Origin of the sequence: Burkholderia sp. IMCC1007, from assembly GCF_027257875.1 — a bacterium.
In the GTDB taxonomy this organism is placed as follows: Bacteria; Pseudomonadota; Gammaproteobacteria; order Burkholderiales; family Burkholderiaceae; genus Burkholderia.
On record NZ_JAPVQY010000009.1, the window covers coordinates 129,176 to 148,536 of the forward strand.

A 19,361-nucleotide genomic window follows, 5' to 3' on the forward strand; every position below is an offset into this window, starting at 1 on the left:
GAGAAACGGCCATGAAAAAGATCTTGATCGTCATCGCCCTGCTTGCCGGACTCGCGCAACTCACATTGCCGGGCACCGCGCACGCTCAGGCCACCACCGCCCATACGCTCGTGCTGTACGATAACCCGCCCAACAATGCGTATTCGAAGCTCGGGCTGATGTACAGCATCATGTTGCGCAACCTGCTCGGCCACTTCAACACGACGGTCGACATGGTACCGATACAGAACTACACGGCCGGCATGATCGGCAGCCACGATGCGACGTTCTACGTCGGCGACTACTACAACAATACGATCCCCGCTGCGTTCATGAGCGACGTGATGACCGCCACGAAGACCGTCGTCTGGTTCAAGTACAACCTGTGGCAGCTCGCGTGGAACACGGCCTACACGTTCAACCAGACCTACGGGATCAACTTCCTCGGCCTTGCCGGAATGAACGCGGCGCCTTCGTCGAGCAATCCGAACCCGGGCTTCTACGACACCGTCTCGTACAAGAACCTGTCGATGGTCAAGTACTACGCGTATAACGCGTCGACCGGCGTCATCAGCGCGGACCCGGATGTCGGCCTGACCCAGGTGAGCGACGCCACGAAGGCCCAGACGCTCGTCACCATCAAGAACAGCAAGACCGGCGCCACCGCGCCGTACGTGATTCGCTCTGGCAAGTTCTGGTACTTCGCCGACATGCCGTTCTCGTACATCGGCCCGACGGATCGCTACCTCGTGATCTGCGACATGCTGCACGACATCCTGCAGACCAATGCACCGGTGAATCATCGTGCGCTCGTCCGTCTCGAGGACCTCGACGCGTACACGACGACGTCTTCGATGAAACAGCTGACGGACTACCTGTACTCGAAGAACATCAAGTTCACGATGGCGACCATCCCGGTGTATACCGATCCGAACGGGTATTACAACGGCGGCGTCCCGGAGACGATCCACCTCGCGCAGGCGACGGGCCTCAAGAGTGCGTTGAACTATGCGATCCCGCGCGGCGGCTCGATCGTCATGCACGGGCTTACGCACCAGTACGACTCGACACCGAATCTGCTGACCGCGGTGAGCGGCAGCGACTACGAGTTCTGGTTCGCGGTGCAGAATCGTCCGGTCGATGAGGACTCCGTGCAATGGGCGAAAGGCAGAATGACCGATGGCATGCTCGAGTTCACGACCAACGGCTACAAGGTCGTCGGCTGGGCCGCGCCGCAGTACCAGATGTCGCCGAACGCAGCGGCGGCCACGGCGCAGACGTTCCCGACCACGTTCCAGCGGGCCGTCTACTACACGTCGACCAATCCGCAAATCGGTACAGGGGCCGCCAACCAGGACTTCTCGGCCGGGCAGTTCTTCCCGTACATCATCAACTCCGACTACTACGGTCAGCGGATCATTCCGGAGAACCTGGGCAGCATCCAGTACAACATCTGCAACGTCGACCAGTTCTCGTGCATCGCGTACCCGTGGCAGACACTCGTCACCAACGCGCAGTATGGCCTCGCGGTGCGGGACGGTTTCGCGTCGTTCTTCTTCCATCCGTACTGGCTCGAACCTGACCTCGGATTGCCGGCGCTCCAGGACTTCCAGAGTCTCGTGACGGGCATCACGAACCTCGGCTATACGTGGGTGGACGGCACGACGGCCAAGTGACACGCGCCGGCGAAAGCCTCGTGCGACCCGCAGCAGTCAGGCGGGTCGCACATTTGCATGTGATCGGCTACGATGACGCGCGGGGATGCTTCCGGGGAGGCCGCGATGATCACGTACGCCACCCGGGCCTTGCGCGGCATTCGACAGCGCGCGGCCCGGTTTCTGCACGCAAGCCGGGCGCGCCGGCGCTCGGCCGCACCGCATTCATCGCGCGCGGCGACGTTCGCCGCCGTCGGCTCATCGCTCGTCATGGCCGCGTGTAGCTGGACGCCGCACGACGTGCATGCCGACGGCATCGTCTGGCAGCTGGACAACGCGACGACCCATCCGGCCGGGAACTGGCAGATGCTCGGCATCCACGATCTGTTGATCCAGTGGAGCGTGGTCGACGATACCGCTTACCTGCCCGGCACCAGCATCGGCGCCGCGGCGGACCTTCCGGACTGGGAGCGTATCGGCCGCGAGCCGTGGGCACAAAACGTCATTCTGGGCCTCGCCGGCTACCAGGACGAAAAGCGTGCGCGTACCCATCTGTCGACACTCGCGGAGCAGTCCGCGCAAGTCGCCCGCGTGCGCGTGCCGCTGCATGTCGTCGGCTACTACTTCCCGGTCGAAATCGATCCGACCTGGCAGAACGCGCCCAAGCTCGCCGAGATCCTGCAGAAACTGCCGCGGCCGCTGTGGGTGAGCGTGTACGACCAGACCAATATCGGCGGGAAACCGCTGACCGACTGGCTCGCAGCGTGGCTTCCCGCTGACGTCGGCGTGTTTCTCCAGGACGGCTGCGGCGTCTATGCGCGCGAACCCTACGTCGCACGCAGTTACATCGACGCGCTGGCCTCGCGCCTGGGGAAACAACGTGTTCGGATCATCGCGGAGGCGTTCCGGCCGTCCGAACACGGCGGATTCCGTCCGGCCACCGCCGACGAACTGCGCCGGCAGCTGGCCGCTTACCGCGGCTACGAGGTCTATCTGTTCGATGGTCCGCACTACGTGTCGAACGATCTCACCCGCGCCCTCGTCACCGGAACGCCCCCGGCGCCCGCATCCGCGCCCGCCGCACCCGCGCACTGACGATCCTGGCGCACAGCGGCGGCAATGCTGACGGCCTGCGTCGGGTCGATCGACGGCAGATGGAAAAACGCCCCGCTCGAACGGCGGGGCGTGATAGCCGGCAGACAGCCGGCGGGCAATGCGCGAGCAGGACTCGCGCGGCCGGCTTACGAACAGGCCTTGCCGTGCGACGGATGGAAGCCCTTCGCCTTCGCATCGGCTTCCGACATGTAGCTGCCGTGCTTCGTCTTGCCGTAGTACTTGTCGGTCGAGCAGTGATAGACCTTGGTGCTGTCGTTGGCCCACACCTGGCCCGCGCCGCCGCCGGCTGCCGCGGTCTTCGCCGGCGCGGTCTTCGCGGTTGCTGCGGCGGAGGTCGAAGCCGCGGTGGCAGGCGCGGCTGCGGCCGGTGCGCTGGCGGCGGCTACCGCCGACGCGCCGTACCACGTCTTCACACCCTTGTGACCCGCGCATGCGCCCTTCTTCGACGCGCCCGAGTAGAACGAGCCGTCCTTGCACAGGCCGGTCGTGCCGGCCGGCGCGCTGGCCGGAACCTGGGCGAACGCACCGAGCGACAGCCCCATGCCGGCAGCGAGCACGGCGATCAACATCGTCTTTTTCATTTCCACTCCTGATTTGCGTGAATGTGGACAGCGTCCCGGGGCGCGCCCGAGGAAAGTCGCGACTACCGCACCCAGCGGCACATGCGGTGGTGGTGATCGAAATGGCACACACGGTGCGAATGCGCTTCGGCGAGTGCCGGAACGAGAACGGCGCAAGCCAGTGCCGTGGCCGTCAGAATCTTCGCGATGCGGTTCATGGAACTCTCCCGGGTAGGCCAGCCGCTTGTCCGGCTGGTATCTCCTTAACGCCGGTCAACGGATCCCGGTGTACCGCCTCCACGCGGAATTGACGATCTTTGACATCGACCGCGCAACGTCGATAAAGCCGACCGTTGCGCACTCACAGGCTTTCGATGCTTTCAGTCGTTGCGCGTGCCGTCATCCCACTGCACGCGCGGCGGCAGCGCGGCGGTCAAAACTCCATGTCGAGTTCGTCGATGTCCTCGTGCTCCGCTTTCGCCGCATCGATCCATTCCGCGACGAACGGATGCGCGAGCATGCGCATGCAGTAGTCGGCGATATCGGGCGGGAGTTTCACGTCGTAGGTCAGGAACCGGGTGACGACCGGTGCGTACATCGCATCGGCGATACCGATCTGCGCGCCGAACAGCCAGGGGCCGCCGTACGCGGACAGACATTCGCGCCAGATCGTCACGATGCGCTCGATGTCGTGCTGCGCGCGCGACCAGATCCGGAAACCGGGAAAATGCGCACGCAGGTTCATCGGCAGCGCGGAGCGCAACGCGCTGAAGCCGGAGTGCATCTCGCCGCAGATCGAACGGCAATGCGCACGCGCATGCCGATCGTCGGGCAGCAGCCGCGCCTGCGGCCGAATCTCGTTCAGGTATTCGGCAATCGCGAGCGTGTCCCACACCGTGCTGCCGTCGTGCGTCAGGCACGGCACGAGAATCGACGGCGAGAGCAGCAGCAGCTCCGCGCGCGATGCCGCGTCGATCGGCACGCTCACCGTCTCGAACGCGAGCCCGCTCAGTTTCGCGAGCAGCCAGCCGCGCATCGACCACGACGAATAATTGCGACTGCTGATGGTCAATGTCGATTCCATGTCGCTCCCCTGCTGATTGCCGTTTGCGCCCCCGCACCGAAAGCGCACGCCACGCCGCCCGAACCGCACCACACCTGTGCGGCGCATTCGCCGAAGTGGCGCAGCGCCGCACGATGCAGCCGCCGGATCGGCAGCCGCGCCCCGCGGCGGCCGTGTGTGGCGTGCGCGCATGCGGTGCCCGTGCCTGCATGATTCGCCGCGCTTCGCGCCGCGTTCGTAAACCGCGTGCAACGCCCGTGCCAGCGCAATGCTGGCACACCCCTTGCCTCGCTAAACGCAACGTGACGCACCGAGCGACGGCCATGAACCTGCTTGCCTATCCGCTTTACCAATGGTCTGCGGAATGCCTGCGCCCGGCGCGTGCATGGGCGGCCGCCACGCGCGCGACGATGTCGCTGTGGCCGCCCGCCGCGTCGACACCGACGGCCCGCATGGTCGACGCGCTGTGCGAACTGCTCGAATGCTGCGCGTTCTCGCACCGGCGTCCGCCGTTCGGCATCGCATCGATCACCGTCGACGGCAACACGATACCCATCGTCGAGGAAGCCGCCGCGGCGACGCCGTTCGGCACGCTGCTGCATTTCCGGAAGGCGCGCACGGTGGCACGCCAGCCGCGCGTGCTGATCGTCGCGCCGATGTCCGGGCACTTCGCGACGCTGTTGCGCGGCACGGTCAGCACGATGCTGGCCGATCACGACGTGTACATCACCGACTGGCACAACCCGCGCGACATCCCGCTGTCGGCCGGGCGCTTCGGCTTCGACGAATACGTCGCGCACGTGATCGATTTCATTCGGCACATCGGCCCGGACGCGCACGTCCTTGCGATCTGCCAGCCGACCGTCGCCGCGCTTTCGGCGGTCGCGCTGATGGCCGCCGCCGGCGATCCGGCACAGCCCGCGAGCCTGACGTTGATGGCGGGGCCGATCGACTGCCGCGTGAATCCGACGAAGGTCAACGCGCTCGCGACGAGCCGGCCGATCGACTGGTTCGCGCGCCACCTGATCAGCGTGGTGCCGCCCGGCTTCGCCGGCGCGCAGCGTTGCGTGTATCCGGGCTTCGTGCAGGTCGGCGCATTCATGTCGATGAATCCCGACCGCCATGCGGCGTCGTTTGCCGACCTCTACTTCGAGCGTGCGAAAGGCGATCCGGCGAAAGCCGACACGCTGCGCCGCTTCTATGACGAATACTTCGCGACGACCGATCTCACTGCGGAGTTCTATCTGGAGACGGTCGAGAAAGTGTTCCAGCAGTACGCGCTGCCGCGCGGCGAATTGACGGTCGGCGGCCGGCTGGTGGAGCCCGCCGCGATCCACCGCACCGCGCTGCTGACGATCGAGGGCGAGAAGGACGACATCTGCGCGGTGGGCCAGACCGTGGCCGCGCAGGAGCTGTGTTCGGGGTTGCCGTCCTACCTGAAAACGCATCACGTGCAGACGGGCGCGGGCCACTACGGCGTGTTCAACGGCAGCCGCTGGGAAACGCAGATCTATCCGATCGTGCGCGCGACGATTCACGACAACGAGCCGTACGACCGCACCGCCGATCCCGACCGCGACGTGAGCGGCGCGCACTACGTGACGCTGCGCGCGTTGCTCGATGCGCGCGCAACCCTTCGCGACGCGGCGACGCCCGACATGCAATCCGATCACGTGCGCTGAATCCGCGCTGCCGCGACGACGCCCGACATGCAATCCGATCACGTGCGCTGAATCCGCGCTGCCGCGACGAGCATCGCGGCACCCGGCATCGACGCGAATCCCCTCCGCGCCGGGGGCGCGGCGCGCGATGCCCGGCAATGCGCGGCCCGCCCGGAGGCGGCGTACCGCAGCCTTGCGGATGCGTCGCGCCCGACGCGACGAGGGCTTACGCGCCCGCGTCGCCCCACGGCGTCGGCGCAGGGACGTCGCATGGCCCTTCGACGTCGATCGACTTGAAATCGGCCGGCCCGACGATCTCCAGATACTCCATGTCGGGCGAGTAGTCGAACAGGTAATGCACGATTCCCGGCGCCTGGTGCACGCAGTCGCCGGCGTTCACCAGCGTCTCGCGCTCGCCGTACATGAAGCGCGCCCAGCCCTTCAGCATGATCACGATGTGGAAGTCGGCCTCGTGACGGTGCCAGCCGGTGCCCGCCGCCGGTGCATGATTCGCCCTGACGAGTTGCGCGACGACCCGGCCGTTCGTCGCGCCCGCGATGCCGAGATCGCGATACAGGAAAAAGTCGCGCAGGCCTTCGCCTTGATACGGCGTGTCCTGCGGCTTCACGTGGGAAAAAGCGGTAGGGGTCGGCGTGCTCATCGTGGCGCTCCTCGCTCGAAAGAGTCGTCCGGGACAAGCATTTAGCGTTCCAGGTTGCGACCGCGCCCGCTTACTTGAGCCGCCCCGACAGGAATTGTCCGAGCCGCTCGCTCTTCGGGTTGACGAGGATCTCCTGCGGATCGCCCTCCTCCTCGATCTTGCCCTGGTGCAGGAAGATCACGTGATTCGACACGTTGCGCGCGAAGCCCATCTCGTGCGTGACGACGACCATCGTGCGCCCTTCCTCGGCGAGCTTCTGCATCACCTTCAGCACTTCGCCCACCAGCTCAGGATCGAGCGCCGACGTCGGTTCGTCGAACAGCATCACCTCGGGCTCCATCGCGAGCGCCCGTGCGATCGCCACGCGCTGCTGCTGGCCGCCCGACAGGTGCGACGGATACATGCTCTCGATGCGCGTCGGCAGGCCGACCTTCTCCAGATATTTGCGGGCCCGCGCGATTGCTTCGTCCTTGCCGACGCCGAGCACGGCCATCGGTGCCTCGATCACGTTCTCGAGCACCGTCATGTGCGCCCACAGGTTGAAGTGCTGGAACACCATCGACAGCTTCGTGCGCATGCGCTGCAGCTGCTTGTGGTCGGCCACGCGCAGCGACCCGTTGCGATCGCGCGCGGTCTGGATCGGCTCGGTGCCGATCGTGATCTGCCCCGAGCACGGCTGCTCGAGGAAGTTGATGCAGCGCAGGAACGTGCTCTTGCCGGAGCCGCTCGAGCCGATGATGCTGATCACGTCGCCGGCCTTCGCCTTCATCGACACGCCCTTCAACACCTCGTTGTCGCCGAATTTCTTGTGGAGATTTTCAACGGTCAGCTTGTACATGCTTGGTCCTTCCTTGCGAATCTTGCGTATGCGTTAGTGGCTGCGCGGCGAGAGGTACGCGAGCCAGCGCGTCTCGAGCTTGCGGAATGCCCAGATGAGCGTGAACACGACGGCGGCGTACAGCACGGCTGCGACGCCGTAGGCCTGGAACGACATGTACGTCGCGGAATTGACGTCGCGCGTGACCTTCAGGATGTCGGGCACCGTCGCGGTGAACGCGAGTGTGGTCGCGTGCAGCATCAGGATCACTTCGTTGCTGTAGCTCGGCAGCGAGCGGCGCAGCGCGGACGGCAGGATGATGCGCGTATAGAGCTTGAAGCGCGACATCCCGTACGCCATCCCTGCCTCGATCTCGCCGGCCGACGTCGCCTTGATCGCCCCCGCGAAGATCTCCGTCGCATACGCGCATTCGTTCAGCACGAACGCGAGCAGCGTGCAGTTCATCGCGTTGCGGAAGAACGTGTCGAGCAGCACGTGGTTGTGCACGACCTGCAGGCTGTAGATGCCGGTGTAGCACATCAGCAGCTGCACGTAGAGCGGCGTGCCGCGGAACACGTACGTATAGAGCCACACCGGGCCGGAGATCCAGCGGTTCGACGACGCGCGCGCGATCGCGAGCGGCACCGCCAGCGCGAAGCCGAGCGCGATCGACACGACCAGCAGCCACAGCGTGATCGCGAGGCCGCTGAAGCGGTAACCGTCGGTGTACAGATAGTTCTGCCAGTACTGGCTGATGATTTCGATCACAGTGCAAGCCTCCGGACGCCGACGGAATAACGCTTCTCGAGGTGGTGCAGCACGACGTTCGACACCGTCGTGATCGCGAGATAGATCGCGCCGGCCGCGAGCGTGAAGAAGAAGAAATCGAGCGTGCTCTTGCCGGCGTCCTGCGACGCCTTCACCACGTCGGCGAGGCCGATGATCGATACGAGCGCAGTGGCCTTCACGAGCACCTGCCAGTTGTTGCCGATGCCCGGCAGCGCGAAGCGCATCATCTGCGGGAACAGGATCCGATGGAACACGCGCCAGCCGCTCATCCCGTATGCGAAGCCCGCTTCGAGCTGGCCGCGCGGCACCGCGAGGAACGCGCCGCGGAACGTCTCGGTGAAGTACGCGCCGTAGATGAAGCCCAGTGTGACGACGCCGGCCACGAACGGGTCGATGTCGATCTGGTCCCAGCCGAGCAGGTCGGTCACGTTGTTCAGCAGGATCTGGATCCCGTAGAACAGCAGCAGCATCAGCACGAGGTCGGGCACCGCGCGGATCAGCGTCGTGTAGAAGGTGCCGACCGATTTCAGCGCGCGGTTGGTCGACAGTTTCGCGGCGGCGCCGGCGAGGCCCAGTATCAGCGACGCGGCCAGCGACAGCACCGCGAGCTTCACGGTCTCGACCGTGCCGGCCCACAGCAGCGGGCCAAATCCTTGGAAAATCATGTAAGGGATCCAGAACGATGTGGCTGGAGTATCAATCGCCATTGACTGCGCATCGAGCGCGTTCTCCGCACGACCCGATGCCGTCCGCGCGTCAGGCCGGACGCATCATGCGAAGCCAAGTGGCACCCAGTGACCGATGCGGCACGCATCGCAGCCGATGCGCGCCGCATCGACGGTCAGCCGCCGTAGACGTCGAACGCGAAGTACTTCTTCTCGAGCTTCTTGTACGTGCCGTCCTTGATGATGTCGGCGATCGCGTGGTCGATCTTCGCCTTCAGGTCGGCGTCGTCCTTGCGCAAGCCGATGCCGGCGCCGTTGCCGAGCGTCTTCGGATCGTCGATGTCCTTGCCGGCAAAATCGAAGTTCGCGCCGCGCGGCGTCTTCAGGAAGCCGAGGTCGGCCTGCACCGCGTCCTGCAGCGCGGCGTCGAGGCGGCCGGACATCAAGTCCTGGTACACGCCGTCCTGGTTCTGGTAAGGCACGACCTGCACGCCCTTCGGCGCCCAGTACGCCTTCGCGTAGGTTTCCTGAATGGTGCCCTGCTCGACGCCGACCGACTTGCCCTTCAGCGATTCGGCCGTCGGCTGCAGGCCCGTGCCCTTCTTCGCGACGAGGCGCGTCGGCGTGTTGAACAGCTTGTCGGAGAACGCGATCTGCTCGGCGCGCGCCGGCGTCATCGACATCGACGACAGCACGCCGTCGAACTTCTTCGCCTTCAGCGCCGGGATCATCCCGTCGAAATCGTTCTCGACCCACACGCATTTCGCCTTCAGGCGCGCGCAGATTTCGTTGCCGAGATCGACGTCGAAGCCGACGACCTTGCCGCTTGCGTCCTTCGATTCGAACGGCGGATAGCTGGCGTCGACGCCGAACCGGATCGTCGACCAATCCTTGGCGTGGGCACCGACCGCGATGCAGGCAAGGGCAATACTGAGCGCGAGTTTCTTCATGGCGTTCCTGTCATAGGCGAACTGGGCACGGGTCCCGTCGGGCGTCGCCGCCGTGAACCCTTCCAACCGGGAGCCTTCCGTTTGCCGGCGCCCAAGTTGTACATACAACTTTGCCTTTTCCACCCCGATGCCAGCAATCCGTGTTTATCTCTAATTGTCGGCGGATTGTTTCCATGAGCGAATTTCCCTTATATTTCAATTCACTACACATTACGCGAGGCTGAAGGCGAGCTTTCGCCGCGTGACTCGGGTAGCGCCGGCACGGATTGATCTGTCTATACTTTTCGTTTTCCCGCACGTACCGGCCCGCGGACGGCGTCGCTGCACGCACGTGGCGCGTCGATCCGGCGCTCGCATGCCTGCCGGGATAACCCGAACCGGCCGTCCGCAGTCGGGCCGCGCGGCGTCGAACCCGGTACACTCCGCCCGGACACCGCACGAAGGCCGACCGGCGACGGCACGCGGCCGCCGTCTCTTGAACAGCAACGCAATGACCACACCGATCTATCAGGAAATCAAGGACTTCATCCTCGCGCGCATCCATGCCGGCGAATGGGCGGAGGGCGACCAGGTGCCGTCGGAGAACGAGCTCGCGCGCGAATTCAACGTCGCGCGGATGACGGTCAACCGCGCGCTGCGCGAGCTGACGGCCGAGCAAGTGCTCACGCGCACGCGCGGCTCCGGCACCTACGTCGCGTCACCGAAATACGAATCGACGCTGGTCGCGATCCGCAGCATCTCGGACGAGGTCGCCGCGCGCGGCCACAGCTATCGCGCGCAAGTGCTGGAAGTCGGCGCGGCCGTCGCCGATGCGAAGCTCGCCGACGAGCTGCAGCTCGACACCGGCAGCGCGATCTTCCATTCGCGCGTGCTGCACTTCGAGAACCACACGCCCGTGCAGCTCGAAGAACGCTGGGTGAATCCGGCCTGCGCGCCGGAATACGCGTTGCAGGACTTCACGACGACGACGCCGAACCAGTACCTGACGCGCGTCGCGCCGCTGCAGCGTGTCGAATACCGGATCGAGGCCGCGATGCCCGACACGGCAACGCGCCGCCACCTGACGATGGACGAGCGCGAACCCTGCCTGTTGCTGCATCGGCGCACGTGGTCGCAGGGGATGGTCGCGTCGGTCGCCAATCTTTGGCATCCGGGCAGCCGCTATCGGTTCACCGGGCATTTCTGATTCAGGCGGGGGCGCAGGACGCCGCGGCCGGTGATGGGTGGTACGTCGTGCGTGGCGCGTGGTGCGGCGTGCGGCGTGCGGCGTGCGGCGTGCGGCGTGCGGCGTGCGGCGTGCGGCGTGCGTCAGCGTACACCCGAGCGCACATGGCGCTCGATTGCATCGATCGCGATCCGCAACCCGTCCTCCTGCGCGATACGCGCACCCAGTTCGCCAGCACGTGCTCGCGTGTCGGCTCGCGCGGCGAATGCGATCGCGCGGGCTAGCGCGGCTGCATCCACCCGCCGCCCCGCAACCGGCGCACTCGCCACGCCGAGCCGCCGCAGCCGGTTCGCCCAAAAGAACTGATCGCCCGCGAACGGCACGACGACGGACGGAATGCCAGCCCGTGCAGCCGAATGTGTGGTGCCCGATCCGCCATGATGAATCGCCATCGACGTGCGCGGAAACAGCCAGTCGTGCGGCGTCTCGCCGATCACGCACACGTGCGCCGGCAACATCGACGCATCGATACCGCTCCAGCCCGGATAGAACAATGCGCGCCGGCCGTCGAGCGCGCGCAGCAGCGCATCGACCATCGCGGCCCGGTCGAAACCGGTCATGCTGCCGAAACCGACATACGCGGGCGGCTCACCCGCTTCGAGGAAAGGCCGCCGCGCGCGCAAGCGCATCCAGATGCTCGCGCATCTTGCCGCGACGGGCGCACGCCTGTTCGACGCGCACGGCTACGACGCCGTCACGATGGAGCAGATCGCCGCGCAGGCCGACGTCGCGAAACGCACGCTGTACAACCACTTTCCGACGAAGGAAGCCGTGCTCGCGCACTGGCTGGAGGGTGAGCTCGCACGCGACCTCGCGCACCTGCAACGCGACGTTGCGCGACGCAAGCGCTTCACGTCGCGGCTCGCGTGCGTGCTCGATGCGTCGGCCGCGTGGTGCGAGCAGCATCCGGTCTACCTGCTCGCATATCTGCGGCATCGGTTCCTGAGCATCGGGGCGGCGCAGCCGGACGGCGGCGGGGAGAACGTCAGCGACATCGCGCTCGTGTGGCAGCAGCTGATCGCGGCCGGCCAGCAAGCCGGCGAGCTGGACGCCGCGCTGCAGGCCGACCAGCTCGCGACGTGGTTCCATCACCTGTATCTCGCGGCGATGCTGCGCTGGCTGACCGTGCCCGGGTTGTCGCTGAAACGGGAATTCCAGTCGATCGCGAAGCTGTTCGTCGAAGGCGCGCAAGCGAACGCCTGAGCGGCGGCCGCTGGCGCGACGGCCGTTGATCGCGATGCGCGATGCGCGATGCGCGATGCGCACGCATTTTCGCAACGAATGCAGCGACGGGATGCCAAATTTCCCGAGCCGCAGTATGCTGATGTCGTACGGCACGCACGATACATCGGGCAATCCCCTAGTCCGCACATCGCTGCGCCGCCGTCGAGTCCGCAATCATGCATTGCAAGGAGGGCTTCGTGATGGCTACTACGCATCAGCACTTCCACCTCGAACTACGGCACGCCACCGCGCCGACGTACTTCATCAGTTACCTGTTCCCCGCCTTGCTGTTCGTTTACGAACTGCTGCGCGTCGGCCAGTGGGTCCGCGATCACGGAATGCAATTCGCCGCATTCAAGCAGATGGGTTACGAGTACCTGCTGATGCTGCTGTTCGTCGGATTGCAGATCGTCGTCGAAGCGATCTTCCTGCTCGGCGCCGCGATGCGCCGGGATCATCGCGATTTCGAGCATCGCCTGCCGAACGTGATCCTCGGCATCGGCTGCTCGATCGCACTCCTCGCGATCGACCTCGCGATCCAGCTGTCGTTCTGACTCGGCGGGCGTGCCCCGCCGGTCGTAGCAGCGCTCAGGCGCTCAGGCGCCCGCGTCGCGCAGGAACGTCGCGACGGCTGCCAGCACGTCGTCGGTCCGCTCGCGGTGCGGCATGTGCCCGCATCCGTCAAGCAGCAGGAGCGACGACGGCCCGGCCACGCGCGCGGCGATGCGCTTCGGATGCACGTCCGAACCGTATTCGTCCTGCTCGCCGTGAATCGCGAGCGTCGCGCAGTGCACGTGCGGCAGTTCGTCGTCGAGACTCCAGTCGCGAAACGCCGGCGACAGCCACGTGTCGACCCACGCGCGCAGCACCCATTCGGCCCTGTCGCCGTGATAGCGCGCGAGCCGGTCGAGCTGGCCCGGCGCGTCGAACTGCTCGCCCGCTTCGCGAATGCCGTCGCGCGTGCGATCTTCGACGAATGCCTGCGCGGCGACGGTCACCAGTGCACGGCAACGCGTCGGTTGCGCGGCCGCGCAGCCGACCGCCATGCCGCCGCCGACGCTGTGCCCGAACACGACGAACGCATCGATGCCGAAGTGCTCGAGCACCGCACGAAACCCGTGGTCGGCTTCGTCGCGCACGAACGTCGTGCGGAGCCGGCCCGGATGACGATCCGAGCGGCCGAAGCCGAGCCGGTCGTACGCGATCACGTCGCGTCGCGTCGCGCGTGCCAGTTGCGCGGGGAAATCGCGCCACAGGTCGACACAGCCGAGCGAATCGTGCAGCAGCACGATCGGTGCGGCCGGCTTAGGTGCGGCCGGCTTAGGCGCGGCCGGCTCAGGCGCGCCAGCCCGCCGCCAGCGCTTCGCAAAGAGACGCCCTTGCGGTGTCTCGACGAAAGTCTCTTCGGTCACGATATCGGTCATCTGTCTGTCGTCGTTCTGCATGAAAACGGCGGCACGCCGGCGTGCCGCATCGAATGCCGGTGATGGTGGCCCGGCGCCGCGCGCCGCGTCAGGCGAGCCCCATCGCGCGCCCGCTCATTCGGGCTGCGGCGGCAGGTATTCCATCTGCGCTTCGTCGTACAGCCGGTAGATCAGCGCCTGTATCGCGCGAATGTCCTCCGACTCGTCGAGCATCCGCATGCTCATGATGATCGGCGACACGAGGTTCGGGTCGTCGAGCGGCTTGTAGCTGATGTCGTCGCGCTTCAGGCCATATACGCTGTGCGGCACGACCGACACGCCCTCGCCCATTGCGACGAGTCCGAGCGCGATCTGCAGTTCGCGCGTCTCGTAGATGCGCCGCGGCTGCAGCGCGCGATCGTGGAAGGCCGCGAGCACCTGGTCCGCATAGCTCGGCCGCGGCTCCTTCGGGAAGATGATCAGCGTGTCGTGCACGAGATCGTGCAGCGACAGCACCGACTTCGCGCCGTCGAGCGGATGGCCGACCGGCAGCGCGACGATCATCCGCTCCTCGCGCAGCACGACCCGCCGCACGCTCGGATCCTCGTGGCGGATCCGTCCGAACCCGACGTCGATGCGCCCTTCCTTCAGCGCCTTGATCTGGTCCATCGTCGACATTTCATGCAGGGTCAACTCGACGGCCGGATACTCGCTGCGAAAGCGCCGGATGATCTTCGGCAGCATCCCGTACAGCGTCGAGCCGACGAAACCGACCGACATGCTGCGCTCGATCTTGCCGACGCGCTTCGTCATCGATTCGAGCTCGGTCGTCTGCGCGAGCAGTTGCACCGCGTGCGAATAGAAGAAGCGCCCGGCGTCGGTCAGCTTCAGCGGCCGCGCGTTGCGCTCGAACAGCGGCACGCCGAGTTCGTCCTCGAGCTGCTGGATCTGCCGGCTCAGCGGCGGCTGCGCGATGTGCAGCCGCTCGGCCGCCCGCGTGAAATTCCGCTCCTCGGCAACCGCGACGAAGTAGCGGAGATGTCTCAACTCCATTTCGATCCCTCCCGGACCGGCACCGGACGCTCATCCGGCAGCGCGCCGGCCACGCTCGCGCCTTTCGTCCCGTGCGTGCCTGTCCCGATCCCATGACGATACCTCAGCCGGCGTCGGTACCGGTTCGAGCCGCATCGCGCAAAACGCAAAACAAAACGGGAAGCGCGCGGCTTCCCGTTCCTTCATCGACGCTGCACTGCGGCATCGGCGCGACCGCGCGTCATGCCTCGGTCGCGTACAGCGCGTCGCGCTGCGCGTCGCTCAGCGAATCGAGCGGCACGTCCGGCAGCCGATAGCAGATCATCGCGCCGTACAGCTCGGCGAGACAATTGCTGCCGGCGTCCAGAACGTAGCCGTCCTCGCCGTCCGGGGCGGGCGGATACACTTCGCGCCACGCATTGATCGCGGCTTCGATTCGCACGATGGAAACGGGTCCGGCCTTCCGCTCGGCGGGTGATGCGCTCATGGATTCCTCTGGGTTGCGCTGCGCGGGCCATGCTGGCCGCGACGAAACGATGAAAACGCCGGGCGCCGCCGGCCGTCGCAGGCAGCGCACACGCCGGATGCCGATCCGCGCCGCGCTCGTCGCGCCGGCCGGGCCGCAGCCCGGTAGGGTCGGGAAATATAACCGGCTTTGACCCCGTGCAGGCGAAAGCCGACAAAAAAAGCGGGGTCGGCAAGCACGATCGCGCACAAAGAAAACGGGAAGCCCGCGGGCTTCCCGTTTCGTCGGAGCTCGCGCGGCGGCGTGCCGCGCCCGCATCAGCCGGCGGTTTCGCGGTTCGTCACGCGCTGCGCTTGCGCGCCGCGATTCGCGGCGACCCACGGCGCGATCTCCATGTCCTCGTAACGCACGAACCGGCTCTTGTTCATGAACCGGTAGCCGAGCCACACGACGACGAACAGCGGAATGCCGACGTAGGTCGCGGCGACGCCGGCCCAGTCGATCCGGTTCGCGAGGAACGCCTGATAGTCCTGCCCCAGCGCGATCACGAGACACAGCACGAACGCGAACAGCGGGCCGAACGGGAACCACTTCGACTGGTACGGCAGCTGGTCGACCGAATAGCCCTGCGTCACGTAACCCTTGCGGAACCGGTAATGGCTGATCGCGATGCCGAGCCACGCGATGAAGCCGGTCATCCCCGACGTGTTCAGCAGCCACAGGTACACCGTCTTGTCGCCGTAGAGCGACGTGAAGAAGCACAGCGCGCCGACGGCGGTGGTCGCATACAGCGCATTGCGCGGCACGCCGCCCGGCGACAGCTTCGCGAACAGCTTCGGCGCACGGCCTTCGGTCGCGAGGTTGTACAGCATCCGCGTGGATGCGTACATGCCCGAGTTGCCGGCCGACAGCACGGCCGTCAGGATCACCGCGTTCATCACGCCGGCCGCGAACGCGAGGCCCGCGTGGCGGAACACGAGCGTAAACGGGCTCACGCCGATGTCGGTGACGTCGCTCTTCAGCAGGTTCGGGTCGGTGTACGGAATCAGCACGCCGATCACGAAGATCGCGAGCACATAGAACAGCAGGATCCGCCAGAACACCTGGCGCACCGCGCGCGGGATCGTCGTGCGCGGGTTTTCCGATTCGCCGGCCGCGACGCCGATCAGCTCCGTGCCCTGGAACGAGAAGCCCGCGATCATCGCGACGCCCATCAGCGCCGGCAGGCCGCCGGCGAACGGCGCGTCGCCGATCGTCAGGTTGCCCCAGCCGTTGCTCGGCGCGCCCTTCAGAATGCCGAAGATCATCAGCAGGCCGACGCCGATGAACGCGACCACGGTGACGACCTTGATCAGCGCGAACCAGTATTCGGCTTCGCCAAAGCCGCGCACGGTCAGCGCGTTGAGCAGGAACATCACGCCGAGGAACGCGGCGCTCCACCAGACGCCCGGCACGTTCGGGAACCAGTAGTGCATCACGAGCTGCGCGGCGACGAGTTCGACCGCGATCGTCACCGCCCAGTTGTACCAGTAGTTCCAGCCGAGCGCGAAGCCGAAGCCTTCGTCGACGTATTTCGCGCCGTAGGTCGCGAACGACCCCGACACCGGCATGAACGCGGCCATTTCGCCGAGGCTCGTCATCAGGAAGTAGACCATCAGGCCGATCAGCATGTACGCGACCATCGCGCCGCCGGGGCCGGCCTGCGAAATCGATGCGCCGGACGCGACGAACAGGCCCGTGCCGATCGAGCCGCCGATGGCGATCATCGTCAGGTGGCGCGCCTTCAGCGCGCGATGAAGCTTGGGTGGGTTCGCGGACGAACCGGGTTGGTCGGAATTCGGGATTGCGGACATAAACGAGACGAACGTTGAGCGGGCCGGCATCCGGGGCCGGCGCATGCGGGATCGGGGCGCGCGATGCGCCGCCTGCCGTGCATTCGATGCGGCCCCGATACGCGTTGCGCGCCGGGCGCCTGCGGCGAAGCGCGGATTCTACCTGATTCGTCAGCGGGACAGCTCCGGTCCCGACGCGTCGCCATCGCATGCAGACGCCGCAGAATCAACGGGTTGGACGCAGCGCGCACGGCGCCGCGCCGACCGCGGCGGCGCCCGGACAGAAAGCCGTATTTTTTCAGGGCCGGTTCGCAATGCCAAAGCCGCAATACCCGAGCGGTATTCGATGCAGGGCCGGATCGCGCATTAATCCGACAAGGCAATCCGCATGCGCCCCATTATTCAGACAAAACACATGCACTCGCGATTGATTTAAATCAAATCGTTCACGCAGGACGCGGTAATCATGCGTAACGGTTCGGGATCGCCAGTCACGCATGCAGGTTTCGCATCGCCCGGCTAAAATTCAGGAATTCGCGAGATAATACGGATTAATTCGAAATATTAGCGCGCGGCATCGTCTACGACGCAACTGCCCGTCGCCCCGCCCCCCCGAGGATGAAGCCATACCCGCTGCCCGCCGCGCTGCGCCGCCATACCGCGGCGGCCGTCGCACGCGTTTTGTCGCCCCGCGGCGTACTCGTCGCGGGCATCGTGCTGCTGCTGTTCAGCTGGGGACTCTCCACGTCGCTGTTAATCGAGGCGCGCCACGACGCATATGACCATGCGGTCCAAAATGCGCGCAACCTGATGCTGCTGATCGAGCGCGATATTTCGCGCAATATCGAACTGTATGATCTGTCGCTGCAAAACGTCGTCGACGGTGTCGCCGATCCGGAGCTGATGGCACTGCCGCCGCGCCAGCGTCACCGGCTGCTGTTCGATCGCGCGGCGACCGGCGCGTATCTCGGCGCCATTTTCGTGATGGATCCGCACGGCAATATCGTGATCGACTCGGCCGCGTCGCCGCCGCGGGGCGGCAATTTCGCCGATCGCGCGTATTTCGCCGTGCACCGCGACCGCCTCGCGCAGGGCCTCTACATCAGCCGGCCCTATGCATCCCGGCTGCGCGGCGGCGCACTGACGATCGCGCTCAGCCGCCGGATCACGCTCGCCGACGGCCGCTTCGGCGGCATCGTCGTCGGCACGCTCAGCGTCGACTACTTCCGCGCGCTGCTCGACGGTCTCGCGGTCGGCCGGCACGGCAGCGCGGCGATCGTCGAGAACAACGGCGCGCTCGTGTCGCGCCTGCCGTACGACGCGCGGGTGGTCGGCCTCGACCTTCACGACGCCCCGCTCTTCATCGAGGCGCAGCGCCGCAGCGAAGGCGCGCTCACCGGCGTCGGTACGATCGACGGCGTGCGGCGCATCTATGTTTACAAGCATCTCGATAACCTGCCGCTCATCGTCGACGTCGCGCCGGCCGAGATCGACATCTACGCATCGTGGCGCAATCGCGCGATCTGGACCGCGGTGCTGATGGGCCTGTTCACCGCATTCATCGTCGGGGGCTCGCTCGCGCTGTCGCGCGAGCTCAAGCGTCGGCAGATGGCCGAGTCGAAGCTGTACCGGCTCGCGCACACCGATTCGCTGACCGGCCTCGACAATCGCGGCACGTTCGACGCTGTGCTCGCGAAGGAAGCGCAGCGCGCGTCGCGCAGCGGCCGCCCGCTGTCGGTGCTGTTCGTCGACGTCGATCACTTCAAGGCGTTCAACGACTACTACGGCCATCTCGCCGGCGACGACGTGTTGCATCGCGTCGCGCAATCCGCATCGTGCTGCCTGCGCCGCGACGGCGACCACATCGCGCGCTACGGCGGCGAGGAATTCGTCGTCACGCTGCCCGACACCGATGCGCAGGGCGCGGCCACCGTCGCCGAAGCAATCCGCCGGGCGATCGCCGGGCTCGCCATCGCGCATGGCGCGAGCCCGTACGGCCACGTGACGGCCAGCATCGGCGCCGCCACCGCCACCGGCGGGCGCGTGAATGCCGCGACGCTGCTGCGGCAGGCCGACGAGGCGCTGTACCGCGCGAAGTCAGGCGGCCGCAATCGCGTGTCAAGCCCGGAGCCGAGCGCGGCCGACGCGTGACGGGACGTGACGTGACGTGACGTGACGTGGCGTGACGTGACGTGGCGTGGCGTGACCTGACGTGACGGCTGGCCGCGTCGCGCCGCGACGGCGTGGACAGCCCGCACACCTT

19 protein-coding genes and 1 pseudogene are annotated in these 19,361 nt (G+C 66.3%); 7 read left to right on the forward strand and 13 right to left on the reverse strand.

The features are described from left to right. Positions 1-11 precede the first annotated feature (11 nt). Together O1Q03_RS11765 and O1Q03_RS11770 are read left to right on the forward strand one after the other, a co-directional pair. Positions 12-1,655 carry a DUF2334 domain-containing protein gene (locus O1Q03_RS11765; protein ID WP_269503593.1) on the forward strand — a complete coding sequence of 548 codons (1,644 nt, stop codon included), beginning with the start codon at positions 12-14 and terminating at the stop codon, positions 1,653-1,655. 105 nt (positions 1,656-1,760) lie between these two features. Then, entirely contained in the window at positions 1,761-2,729 is a 969-nt protein-coding gene (locus O1Q03_RS11770) for a hypothetical protein (RefSeq protein ID WP_269503596.1), read from the forward strand. A gap of 146 nt (positions 2,730-2,875) precedes the next feature. Here the strand turns inward: O1Q03_RS11770 and O1Q03_RS11775 are convergent, their stop codons facing one another. From O1Q03_RS11775 to O1Q03_RS11785, 3 genes are all read right to left on the reverse strand, one after another. Then, a complete protein-coding gene (locus O1Q03_RS11775; protein ID WP_269503598.1) occupies positions 2,876-3,331 on the reverse strand; it encodes a hypothetical protein in 456 nt (151 codons plus the stop codon). A 62-nt stretch (positions 3,332-3,393) separates the two neighbouring features. Beyond that, positions 3,394-3,528, reverse strand: a complete 135-nt coding sequence (locus tag O1Q03_RS11780) for an HHHH-motif protein (RefSeq protein ID WP_269503600.1) — start codon at positions 3,526-3,528, stop codon at positions 3,394-3,396. Between the two features lie 215 nt (positions 3,529-3,743). After that, positions 3,744-4,394 (reverse strand): glutathione S-transferase family protein, encoded by a 651-nt coding sequence (locus tag O1Q03_RS11785; RefSeq protein WP_269503602.1) that lies wholly within the window; start codon positions 4,392-4,394, stop codon positions 3,744-3,746. A 302-nt stretch (positions 4,395-4,696) separates the two neighbouring features. On the opposite strand from O1Q03_RS11785, the gene O1Q03_RS11790 reads away from it, so the two are divergent. Continuing rightward, the gene (locus tag O1Q03_RS11790) at positions 4,697-6,055 is read left to right on the forward strand and encodes a polyhydroxyalkanoate depolymerase (protein WP_269503606.1); all 1,359 of its coding nucleotides are present in this window, start codon (positions 4,697-4,699) and stop codon (positions 6,053-6,055) included. A 205-nt stretch (positions 6,056-6,260) separates the two neighbouring features. On the opposite strand, the gene O1Q03_RS11795 is transcribed toward O1Q03_RS11790, so the two are convergent. The 5 genes from O1Q03_RS11795 to O1Q03_RS11815 all read right to left on the reverse strand — a co-directional run bounded on the left by O1Q03_RS11795 (position 6,261) and on the right by O1Q03_RS11815 (position 9,916). Then, positions 6,261-6,695, reverse strand: a complete 435-nt coding sequence (locus O1Q03_RS11795; protein ID WP_151065338.1) for a cupin domain-containing protein — start codon at positions 6,693-6,695, stop codon at positions 6,261-6,263. 70 nt (positions 6,696-6,765) lie between these two features. Next, complete coding sequence (locus O1Q03_RS11800; RefSeq protein WP_269503609.1) at positions 6,766-7,533, reverse strand: ABC transporter ATP-binding protein; 768 nt, start codon at positions 7,531-7,533, stop codon at positions 6,766-6,768. A gap of 33 nt (positions 7,534-7,566) precedes the next feature. Further along, entirely contained in the window at positions 7,567-8,280 is a 714-nt protein-coding gene (locus tag O1Q03_RS11805) for an ABC transporter permease (protein WP_269503610.1), read from the reverse strand. After that, positions 8,277-8,966, reverse strand: coding sequence for an ABC transporter permease (locus O1Q03_RS11810; protein WP_269503612.1), 690 nt, complete (start codon positions 8,964-8,966; stop codon positions 8,277-8,279). The genes O1Q03_RS11805 and O1Q03_RS11810 overlap by 4 nt, the downstream gene beginning before the upstream one ends. A gap of 176 nt (positions 8,967-9,142) precedes the next feature. Then, entirely contained in the window at positions 9,143-9,916 is a 774-nt protein-coding gene (locus tag O1Q03_RS11815) for an ABC transporter substrate-binding protein (RefSeq protein ID WP_269503614.1), read from the reverse strand. A gap of 490 nt (positions 9,917-10,406) precedes the next feature. On the opposite strand from O1Q03_RS11815, the gene hutC reads away from it, so the two are divergent. Next, entirely contained in the window at positions 10,407-11,102 is a 696-nt protein-coding gene (hutC, locus tag O1Q03_RS11820) for a histidine utilization repressor (RefSeq protein WP_269503615.1), read from the forward strand. A gap of 122 nt (positions 11,103-11,224) precedes the next feature. Here the strand turns inward: hutC and O1Q03_RS11825 are convergent. Beyond that, a pseudogene (locus O1Q03_RS11825) lies at positions 11,225-11,746 on the reverse strand (glycosyltransferase); the annotation flags it as partial. Between O1Q03_RS11825 and O1Q03_RS11830 the strand changes: the two are divergent. Both O1Q03_RS11830 and O1Q03_RS11835 read left to right on the forward strand, forming a co-directional pair. Further along, positions 11,700-12,344 carry a TetR/AcrR family transcriptional regulator gene (locus O1Q03_RS11830; RefSeq protein WP_269503617.1) on the forward strand — a complete coding sequence of 215 codons (645 nt, stop codon included), beginning with the start codon at positions 11,700-11,702 and terminating at the stop codon, positions 12,342-12,344. The pseudogene O1Q03_RS11825 and the gene O1Q03_RS11830 sit on opposite strands and share 47 nt — an antisense overlap. 221 nt (positions 12,345-12,565) lie before the next feature. Further along, positions 12,566-12,919: a hypothetical protein gene (locus O1Q03_RS11835; RefSeq protein ID WP_269503619.1), complete on the forward strand. Its 354-nt coding sequence runs from the start codon at positions 12,566-12,568 to the stop codon at positions 12,917-12,919. Between the two features lie 42 nt (positions 12,920-12,961). Here the strand turns inward: O1Q03_RS11835 and O1Q03_RS11840 are convergent, their stop codons facing one another. The 4 genes from O1Q03_RS11840 to O1Q03_RS11855 form a co-directional block, all read right to left on the reverse strand. Continuing rightward, entirely contained in the window at positions 12,962-13,789 is an 828-nt protein-coding gene (locus O1Q03_RS11840; protein ID WP_269503621.1) for an alpha/beta fold hydrolase, read from the reverse strand. 114 nt (positions 13,790-13,903) lie between these two features. Further along, entirely contained in the window at positions 13,904-14,821 is a 918-nt protein-coding gene (locus O1Q03_RS11845; RefSeq protein WP_269503623.1) for a LysR family transcriptional regulator, read from the reverse strand. A gap of 220 nt (positions 14,822-15,041) precedes the next feature. Next, positions 15,042-15,287, reverse strand: coding sequence for a DUF3717 domain-containing protein (locus O1Q03_RS11850; protein WP_269503624.1), 246 nt, complete (start codon positions 15,285-15,287; stop codon positions 15,042-15,044). 296 nt (positions 15,288-15,583) lie between these two features. After that, the gene (locus tag O1Q03_RS11855) at positions 15,584-17,119 is read right to left on the reverse strand and encodes an amino acid permease (protein ID WP_269503626.1); all 1,536 of its coding nucleotides are present in this window, start codon (positions 17,117-17,119) and stop codon (positions 15,584-15,586) included. 597 nt (positions 17,120-17,716) lie between these two features. Between O1Q03_RS11855 and O1Q03_RS11860 the strand changes: the two genes are divergently transcribed. Continuing rightward, complete coding sequence (locus tag O1Q03_RS11860; protein WP_269503627.1) at positions 17,717-19,249, forward strand: sensor domain-containing diguanylate cyclase; 1,533 nt, start codon at positions 17,717-17,719, stop codon at positions 19,247-19,249. Positions 19,250-19,361 lie beyond the last annotated feature (112 nt).